Annotated in this window: 2 protein-coding genes; both read right to left on the reverse strand. The window is 68.0% G+C overall.

Features of this window, described 5'->3' with window-relative positions; translation table 11 throughout:
* On the reverse strand, positions 1-447 hold a 447-nt coding region (locus ACNFOC_RS54310), incomplete at its 3' end, for a NuoI/complex I 23 kDa subunit family protein (RefSeq protein ID WP_416966301.1).
* Positions 447-1,415 (reverse strand): complex I subunit 1/NuoH family protein, encoded by a 969-nt coding sequence (locus ACNFOC_RS54315; RefSeq protein WP_416966302.1) that lies wholly within the window; start codon positions 1,413-1,415, stop codon positions 447-449. The genes ACNFOC_RS54310 and ACNFOC_RS54315, both read right to left, overlap by 1 nt.
* Positions 1,416-1,455: the final 40 nt, after the last annotated feature.

A 1,455-nucleotide genomic window follows, 5' to 3' on the forward strand; every position in this document is an offset into this window, starting at 1 on the left:
GGGTGGGGCCGGGACGGTCCACATCCACTCGCGGAGCTTGTCGCGTTCGTGGGTGAGTTCGTGGATGTCGGTCTCGGCGTACTCGAACTCCGGGGACCAGAACAGCGCGTCGAAAGGACAGACCTCGATGCAGATACCGCAGTACATGCACAGGGAGAAGTCGATGGCGAAGCGGTCGAGGACGTTGCGGCTGCGCTCACGGCCACCGGGGACCGCCGCCGGGACCGTCTCCTTGTGGGAGTCGATGTAGATGCACCAGTCGGGGCACTCACGGGCGCAGAGCATGCAGACCGTGCAGTTCTCCTCGAACAGGCCGATGACTCCGCGGGTGCGGGGCGGGAGGTCGGGCTGGGTGTCCGGGTACTGCTCGGTGACGGTCTTCTTCGTCATCGTGCGCAGGGTGACGGCCAGGCCCTTGGCCAGGCCGGAGCCGGGAATCGGGGCCACTACAGGAACACCACCTTCACGACGCCGGTGAGGGCGATCTGAGCGAGGGAGAGAGGGACGAGGAGGGTCCAGGAGAGCTTCTGGAGCTGGTCCTCGCGCAGGCGGGGATAGGTGACGCGGAGCCAGATGACGACGAAGGCGAGGATCGCGGTCTTCAGCAGGGTCCACACCCAGCCGAGGCCTTCCGCGCCCCACGGCCCGTGCCAGCCGCCCAGGAAGAGGACGGTGGTCAGGCCGCACAGAACGACGATTCCGGCGTACTCGGCGAGGAGGAAGAGGGCGAAGCGGAGACCGGTGTACTCGGTGTAGGCGCCGAAGATGATCTCGGAGTCGGCGACCGGCATGTCGAAGGGAGGGCGCTGGAGTTCGGCCAGGCCCGCCACGAAGAACACGATCGCGCCGACGATCTGCCAGGGCAGCCACCACCAGTGGAAGGCGTCGAGGATGCCGGGGAGGGAGACCGTGCCGGCTGCCATCGCCACGGAGGCGGCGGTGAGCAGCATGGGGAGTTCGTAGGCGAGGAGTTGCGCGGCGGTGCGGAGGCCGCCGAGGAGGGAGAACTTGTTGGCGGAGGCCCAGCCGGCCATGAGAGAGCCGAGGACGCTCACACCCATCACCGCGAGGACGAAGAAGATGCCCGCGTCCAGGACCTGGCCGACGGCGCCCTCGCTCGGGCCGATGGGGATGGCGAGGAGGACGAGCAGGTATGGGAGGAGGGCGACGGCGGGGGCGAGTTGGAAGATACGGCGGTCCGCGCCCGCCGGGACGATGTCTTCCTTCTGGGCGAACTTCACGCCGTCCGCAACGAGTTGGGCCCAGCCGTGGAAGCCGCCGGCGTACATCGGGCCGAGGCGGCCCTGCATGTGGGCCATCACCTTGTGCTCGGTCTGACCGACGATCAGGGGGAAGGTGAGGAAGACGACGAAGACGATCAGGAGTCGCAGGGCGACGTCGAGCACGTCGTTCACTGCGAGCCTCCTGCGGGGGTGTCGGGGGTTGGGCTTTCGG

The organism is Streptomyces colwelliae, assembly GCF_048158785.1.
In the GTDB taxonomy this organism is placed as follows: domain Bacteria; phylum Actinomycetota; class Actinomycetes; order Streptomycetales; family Streptomycetaceae; genus Streptomyces.